At 50.2% G+C, this 6,638-nt stretch carries 9 protein-coding genes; all 9 read left to right on the forward strand.

Annotated features, from left to right (window positions below; genetic code table 11):
• Nucleotides 1–255: 255 nt before the first annotated feature.
• The 9 genes from AC3WRW_RS32720 (at nt 256) to folE (ending at nt 6,435) form a co-directional block, all read left to right on the forward strand.
• Nucleotides 256–687: a GNAT family N-acetyltransferase gene (locus AC3WRW_RS32720; protein WP_492550394.1), complete on the forward strand. Its 432-nt coding sequence runs from the start codon at nt 256–258 to the stop codon at nt 685–687.
• Between the two features lie 141 nt (nt 688–828).
• The gene (locus AC3WRW_RS32725) at nt 829–1,383 is read left to right on the forward strand and encodes a DUF402 domain-containing protein (RefSeq protein WP_492550395.1); all 555 of its coding nucleotides are present in this window, start codon (nt 829–831) and stop codon (nt 1,381–1,383) included.
• The gene (lepB, locus tag AC3WRW_RS32730) at nt 1,384–1,989 is read left to right on the forward strand and encodes a signal peptidase I (RefSeq protein WP_492550396.1); all 606 of its coding nucleotides are present in this window, start codon (nt 1,384–1,386) and stop codon (nt 1,987–1,989) included.
• A 24-nt stretch (nt 1,990–2,013) separates the two neighbouring features.
• A complete protein-coding gene (queG, locus tag AC3WRW_RS32735; RefSeq protein ID WP_492550397.1) occupies nt 2,014–3,174 on the forward strand; it encodes a tRNA epoxyqueuosine(34) reductase QueG in 1,161 nt (386 codons plus the stop codon).
• 1 nt (nt 3,175) lies between these two features.
• Nucleotides 3,176–3,754: a methylated-DNA--[protein]-cysteine S-methyltransferase gene (locus AC3WRW_RS32740; RefSeq protein ID WP_492550398.1), complete on the forward strand. Its 579-nt coding sequence runs from the start codon at nt 3,176–3,178 to the stop codon at nt 3,752–3,754.
• A gap of 16 nt (nt 3,755–3,770) precedes the next feature.
• Complete coding sequence (locus AC3WRW_RS32745; RefSeq protein ID WP_492550399.1) at nt 3,771–4,802, forward strand: HD-GYP domain-containing protein; 1,032 nt, start codon at nt 3,771–3,773, stop codon at nt 4,800–4,802.
• Nucleotides 4,803–4,893: 91 nt separating this feature from the next.
• Complete coding sequence (locus AC3WRW_RS32750) at nt 4,894–5,103, forward strand: YneF family protein (RefSeq protein WP_167052772.1); 210 nt, start codon at nt 4,894–4,896, stop codon at nt 5,101–5,103.
• 135 nt (nt 5,104–5,238) lie between these two features.
• Complete coding sequence (locus tag AC3WRW_RS32755; protein WP_492550400.1) at nt 5,239–5,817, forward strand: TetR/AcrR family transcriptional regulator; 579 nt, start codon at nt 5,239–5,241, stop codon at nt 5,815–5,817.
• A 27-nt stretch (nt 5,818–5,844) separates the two neighbouring features.
• The gene (gene folE, locus AC3WRW_RS32760; protein WP_492550401.1) at nt 5,845–6,435 is read left to right on the forward strand and encodes a GTP cyclohydrolase I FolE; all 591 of its coding nucleotides are present in this window, start codon (nt 5,845–5,847) and stop codon (nt 6,433–6,435) included.
• The last annotated feature ends 203 nt before the right edge of the window (nt 6,436–6,638 follow it).

Here is a 6,638-nt window from a genome sequence, read left to right on the forward strand (position 1 = left end):
ACCCACCACAGCACTCCATAGGACGAAGAGTTCGGCAAAACCTAGTTAAAGCTAAGTAAACGAAATAGAGCCAGTTTGCGCGTAATCTGTTGAAAACGCTTGCATTTAAGCGCTTTCAAGAGTTTTTTAGAAAAAAACCAAGATTTTTGTGAATTTTAACACATTTTCAGCAGGATTCCGTCCTTTTTTGTCGTATTTACTAAAATACCATAAATTTAATCCTAACAAATTAATAGGGGATTGGGAGAGAACCGTATGCATGTTCGTTCATTTCAGCTTGGTGATACCTCTTCGGTGACATCACTCTTAGAGGATGTTTTGTCGGAAACCTGCTATGAAGAAACGATGGAAGCATTTGCTCGACAACTTTCTTGGGATACGGAGCTTGTGCTGGTTGCACAAGAAGAATCAGAGATCGTGGGCATGATAATTGGTACCATCGATAATAACAACGGCTATTACTATCGAATTGCAGTTGCCACAGAGTATCAGCGCAAAGGTATCGGTAAAGCCTTGATCGAAGCAATGAAGATGAGGTTCCTCCAACGGAACGTGAACAAAATTATGGTAACGGTCGACGTCCATAATGAAGTCGTACTCCCTGTGTACGAATCGGCAGGTTATAGTACATCTGATTTTTCCCGTGCTGCGCATCGGTTGAGCATCGTGAAGAAAGTCAGCGTGTAGTCGCTGTTTGCATGCCGTAGAAATGAATAGATTTGGATCGAGAGAAGCATATCGGTGCCGCCATTGCAATTGGGGGTCAGATATGCTTTTCTATATACTAGGGGAATTTATCGGCAGCTATCAATAGAGGAGCTTTGAGACATGGAGAATTTTGCGCCTTATGTGATAAAAAGCTTCAAACATGACGGACATTTACACCGGATGTGGCTGACAAATTGGCGGGTACCGTCGCACATCCTTCATCCCGACCATCTCCGGCAGGAGATGATGGTGTTTATTAATAGCCAGACGAAGATTCAGGAAGCTGACGGCAAGGAATGGGTCAGCCGTATTCCGGGCGTTTCTTTTTTCATTCCAAAACAATGGTTCAACATCGTTGCGCTCATTGAAGATACAGGCGTGAGATATTACTGCAACGTGGCGTCTCCCATGTATGTCACTCAGCAAGTGCTGACTTATATCGACTATGACCTTGATGTGATTCGAATGCCGGATCGCTCCGTCCATATCGTCGATCAAGATGAATATGAACGCCATAAGCTAAATTATCATTATTCGAACCTTGTCGAAACGAAGGTAAAGGATGGGCTTGCCGCTATATTGGAGCTGGTTAGCACGGACAAGTCTCCTTTTCAAGACGATTTGGTGATGCATTATTATGAGCAGTGGGAAAAGCATAGGAACGGAGGAGCCTGAATGAGCTTCTTTGTAGGCCGAAATGGATCGAATCAAGCGGCTTCACAGCCCAAGCCCGTTAAACAAACAGAGGCAAGAAGCCTGACCCATGAGCTGTGGGATTGGACGAAATCCATTCTCGTAGCTCTTCTTGTCGTTATTCTTGTACATCAATTCGGTTTTAATTTGTCTACGGTTCGCGGTCATTCGATGGACCCTACGCTTCAAGAGGGGGAATGGCTGTTTGTGAATAAGGCTATCACATACTTTAAAGCGCCTCAGCGCGGAGAGATTGTCATTCTCAAGGAGACGGAGGAGTATGACTTTACGCATCACCCTTTTTTGGTAAAAAGGGTTGTCGCTATCGGAGGCGACGAGGTACAGGGCCGAGGAGGCGCTCTGTATGTCAACGGCGAGAAGGTCGACGAGCCGTATACCGATTCGGCCATCGAGGACGGCGACTTCGGTCCGACGCGCGTCGGGGAGGGCCGCGTCTTCGTGATGGGCGATAACCGCCATGCGGCGGCAAGTGCGGACAGCCGCAGGTTCGGTGAAGTTCCGACCAGTTTAATCCAAGGCCGGGCCGAGTGTGTGCTATGGCCATTCACAATGGCCGCAAAGCTTTAATTGAGAGAGGAGAGGTGTTTGGCGGTGGACATCCGTAAATTACAGCAAGAGATCGTGGAAGCCGCGCCATCTCTCGGTATTGATAAGATCGGCTTCACAAGTGCGGAGCCGTTCACGGAACTGAAAGACATCCTTCTCCGCCACCGCGAGAAGGGATTTGAATCCGGCTTCGAAGAGCCGGATATCGAGAAGCGGGTGCGTCCCGAGCTGAGCTTCGACGCGCCGCGCTCGATCATCTCCATCGCGGTGGCGTACCCGTCGAAGCTGGCGAACCCGCCCCGATCCGAGCCGGGGGCGTATCGGGGAATCATCTCGCGCTCCTCTTGGGGGAGCGATTATCATGATGTGCTGCGCGACCGGCTCGCGAAGCTGGAGGCTTTCATCGCGGAGCGCGTGCCTGACGCGCGATTGCAAAGCATGGTCGACACCGGCGTGCTGGTCGACCGCGCTGTCGCGGAGCGGTCCGGCATCGGCTGGTCCGGCAAAAACTGCGCCGTCATCACCCCCGAACGGGGCTCGTGGGTCTATTTGGGCGAAATCATCACGAATATTCCGTTTATGCCCGGTACGCCGATGATTGATCAATGCGGCGACTGCACGATATGTATCGACGCATGTCCTACAGGAGCGCTCGTTGGTCCGGGGCAATTGAATTCGTCCCGCTGCATTTCTTTTATCACCCAGACGAAGGGATATGTCGATGACGAATATAAGCTCAAAATCGGCAACCGGCTCTACGGCTGTGACACCTGCCAGATCGTCTGCCCGAAGAACAAAGGGATGAACTGGACGCATCATCCGGAGTTCGAGCCCGACCCTGAGAAGGTCAAGCCGCTCCTGATTCCTTTGCTCACAATGACGAACAAGGATTTCAAGGAACAATACGGACGCATCGCGGCTTCCTGGAGGGGCAAAAAGCCGATTCAGCGCAATGCGATCATCGCACTGGGGAATTTCAAGGACAAATCCGCAGTCCCGGTTCTGAGCGAGCTGCTGCGGAACGATCCGCGGCCGGAGATCAGGGCTACGGCAGCATGGGCGCTGGGACGGATAGGCGGCGAAGACGCTGCGGCTGCTCTGGACAAAGCCCAGGGAGCGGAGCAGGAGCCGGCTGTGCAGCAGGATATTGAGAAAGCTGTCGCAGCCATCCATCAAGCAACTTCGGACACAGGGAGAAGGAATTAATATGACACAAGATCAGCAGGCTGTTTCGAACGTGAACGTCCTGTATTATACGGAGGTCGCTGCGCCTATTGGGGCGTTAGTCCTCGTTACGACATCCAAGGGACTGTGCCGTGTCGCCTTCGGTACCATGGCCCAGAATCAAGAGGGGCTGAAGGAATGGGCGGCACGCTGGTTCGGAGCGCAGATCCGGCTGCAAGAGGATGCTTCGAGTCTGGCGCCGGTAATAGCGCAGCTGGAGGAGTATTTTCGAGGCGAACGGCTCGTCTTTGACGGTGAACTGGATTTGCAGGGCACTGAGTTTCAAAAAAAGGTATGGACGGCCCTGCTGACCGTTCCTTATGGAGAGACGGCTTCTTATAAACATATTGCCGAAGCGATTCAGTCGCCGAAAGCCGTTAGAGCGGTTGGCGGCGCGAATAACAAGAATCCGGTTCCGGTCATTGTTCCTTGTCATCGCATCATTGGCGCAAGCGGAGACCTTATCGGCTATGCCGGAGGCCTGAATATCAAAACATCGCTGCTTGATTTAGAACGTATACATCGGTTGCAACGCCCGGATACCGATCCAAACAATAACTAACAGTGGAGTGAATCCTATGAAATACGTCCATTTGGATTCCGTTGAGTCGGGTCAATATTTGGGGCGCACGATATTTGCCAGCAATGGTTCTATTTTGCTTTCCGAAGGCGTGCAATTAACGGTTTTCATGATCAATACGCTCAATCGCATCGGCGTCACGATGATCTACATCAAAGACCCGAACATGGAGGATGTGGAAGTTCCGGAAATTATTTCGGATGAAACGAAACGTGTCGTCATGCAGCAAATGGGGCAAACCTTCGCCGCGATCCAATCGGGCAAGGAGTTTAACTCCCGGGCTATGAGCATTTCAATCAACACATTATTGGATGAGGTTATGAAAAATCGCGACGTGCTCGTCCAACTGACCGACATTCGGACGAAGGATAACGAGATGTATGTTCACGCTACGAATGTCTGCATGATGGCAGTGCTCATCGGGATCAATATGGGCTTTAGTGCGACGCAATTGAAAGAGCTTGCCGTCGGCGCCCTGCTGCATGATGTGGGCAAAGTCGAGCTCACCTATGACGATGAATCGCCTGACAGAAGGAAGCATCATACGTGGCGAGGATTTGAGCTTCTGAAGACGAAGCGTGAATTCAGCTTGCTCATCGCTCATGTCGCCTTCCAACATCATGAAGCGTTAGATGGCGGGGGCATTCCCAGGGGCTTGACCAGCGATGAAATTCATATTTATGCCAAAATTACAGCAGTCGCGAATATGTACGACAACTTGCTTTTCGATACGTCCTTGGGACGCCGGATGATGCCATATGAGGCTTGCGAGCATATGATGGCACTGGCCGAGACGAAGCTGGACCGGGAGGTTTTGATTCATTTTCTGAAAACCGTCTCCATCTATCCGACAGGGGCTTCGGTCCGCTTATCGAACCGGGAAACCGGCGTCGTCGTCGGCCAGCACCGCGGGCTGCCAAGCCGTCCGATCGTAAGAATCGTTAAGCAGGATCAGGACGACAAGGAGCTTGATATCAAGGAGATCGATTTGGCTAAACATACGACGGTTTTCATTGAGCAGGTCCTGTAATTTCATCGTAAAGTCATTTGTAAAGCCGTGAGCAGAAATGGTATGATAAGGCAAGCAATCTAACCAATTAACACTTGCAGGGGGCAACTTTATGTGGAGTTATCTTATTCCCATTCTCACTTTAATTGTGGGCTTAGTCGGCGGATTTTTTATCGGCGTATTTTATTTGAAAAGGCAGCTGGAAGCTATGCAAAACAATCCGGAGATGCTGGCCAAAATGGCGAAACAAATGGGCTACAACATGAATAAGCAGCAGTTGAACAAAGCGCAGCAAATGATGAAAAACCAAAAGTGGAAATAAATCAAGGGTGAGATATCCCTTCAAAAGGGCTTTGCTGTCTTACCGTACGAACGGCGGGCAGCAGGAGCCCTTCCTATTATGGTCAGCGTTAGTAAAATTAGGACATACCAGTACGATTCAGAGGGTGGCTAGTCGATGGCAAGCAACAAAGACCGAATCCTGGAGGCCGCGATGCATTTATTTCATGATCATGGCTACCAGGGGACGGGACTAGAGGACATTTTGTCGAGCAGCGGGGTATGTAAAAGCAATTTTTACTATCATTTCAAGAGCAAAGAAGAACTGGGCTTAAAGGTCATTGAACGCAAGGTAGATGAAATGCGGAAGTCTGTGATGGAGCCTAGTCTGGGCAATACTAAGCTATCGCCAAAGCAGCGTGTGCTGGCATTGTTTGAACGCATGTTAAGCTTTTGCGATGAGAACGCGTGCCGGAAGGGCTGTTTCTTCGGGAACTTGGCGCTGGAGCTTAGCGATAGCTCGGAGGAGCTGCGTAAGCCGTTGAGCCGGTTTTTCACCGAGATGGAGACAGAGGTGGAAGCCTGCCTGCTCGAAGGCCGGAGGCAAGGGGAGCTATCGCTTCAGGGACTGACCCCTGTGGAGCTGGCCGCACCGATCGTTTCGCTTCTGCAAGGCGGGATGCTGCTCACGAAAGCGCATAAAGACAGCAGAGCAATGCGGGAAGGCATCAAGGTACTGACAGTGTGCATGGGATAGCGGAAATGAAAGAGGAGTGTGGAGAAAATGGCATCTGTTGAATACAGAAATACGAGAGTGGCCGAAAATCGCGAGCAGATTGAGCAGCATGTGCGGGAGATTTTGCGATTGATCGGGGAGGATGTAGACAGGGAAGGTTTGCTGGATACACCTGCGCGCGTAACGCGTATGTATGAAGAAATTTTTTCGGGCTATGTAGCGAATCCGCGGGATGTTCTCGGGGTAACCTTCGACGAGCAGCACGAAGAGCTGGTTATTATTAAAGATATTATTTATTACAGCCAGTGCGAGCATCATATGGCGCCATTTTTCGGTAAAGTGCATGTAGGCTACCTCCCAAGCGGCAAAGTTGCAGGGCTAAGCAAATTTGCCCGTCTTGTTGATGTAGTAACCCGTAAATTGCAGGTACAGGAGCGAATAACGTCCGAAATCGCCGACATCCTCGATGAAGTGCTGAAGCCGCACGGCGTCATGGTTGTCGTTGAAGGGGAACATATGTGCATGTGCTCCAGAGGGGTCAAAAAGTACGGCAGCGAGACGATTACATCGGCTGTGCGTGGTTCTTTCCGGACGGATCCGACGCTGCGTTCCGAATTTTTATCATTGATCAATAGGTAAAAAAAGCTGTCTGGCTATGCGGCCCAGAAACTGTGACGTGGTCATATGAGATATTTGAGCATGAAGCGATAGACGATAGTTTAATAAACACCAGAAAGACTGCCGATTCCAATGGAACGGCAGTCTTTTTTTAGTAGATAAGAAAGTATAAGTTTTATACTTTTGCTTCGCATCTACCTTGACAAACGCGCCCGTCCTGAAAG

This window comes from Paenibacillus sp. FW126-R14 (assembly GCF_058789495.1).

Excerpts from the sequence above, each read along its gene's own strand:
- AC3WRW_RS32720 (WP_492550394.1), top strand. The coding sequence starts at position 256 with ATGCATGTTCGTTCATTTCAGCTTGGTGATACCTCTTCGGTGACATCA.
- folE (WP_492550401.1), top strand. The coding sequence starts at position 5,845 with ATGGCATCTGTTGAATACAGAAATACGAGAGTGGCCGAAAATCGCGAG.
- AC3WRW_RS32755 (WP_492550400.1), top strand. The coding sequence starts at position 5,239 with ATGGCAAGCAACAAAGACCGAATCCTGGAGGCCGCGATGCATTTATTT.
- AC3WRW_RS32750 (WP_167052772.1), top strand. The coding sequence starts at position 4,894 with ATGTGGAGTTATCTTATTCCCATTCTCACTTTAATTGTGGGCTTAGTC.
- AC3WRW_RS32740 (WP_492550398.1), top strand. The coding sequence starts at position 3,176 with ATGACACAAGATCAGCAGGCTGTTTCGAACGTGAACGTCCTGTATTAT.
- AC3WRW_RS32745 (WP_492550399.1), top strand. The coding sequence starts at position 3,771 with ATGAAATACGTCCATTTGGATTCCGTTGAGTCGGGTCAATATTTGGGG.
- AC3WRW_RS32725 (WP_492550395.1), top strand. The coding sequence starts at position 829 with ATGGAGAATTTTGCGCCTTATGTGATAAAAAGCTTCAAACATGACGGA.
- lepB (WP_492550396.1), top strand. The coding sequence starts at position 1,384 with ATGAGCTTCTTTGTAGGCCGAAATGGATCGAATCAAGCGGCTTCACAG.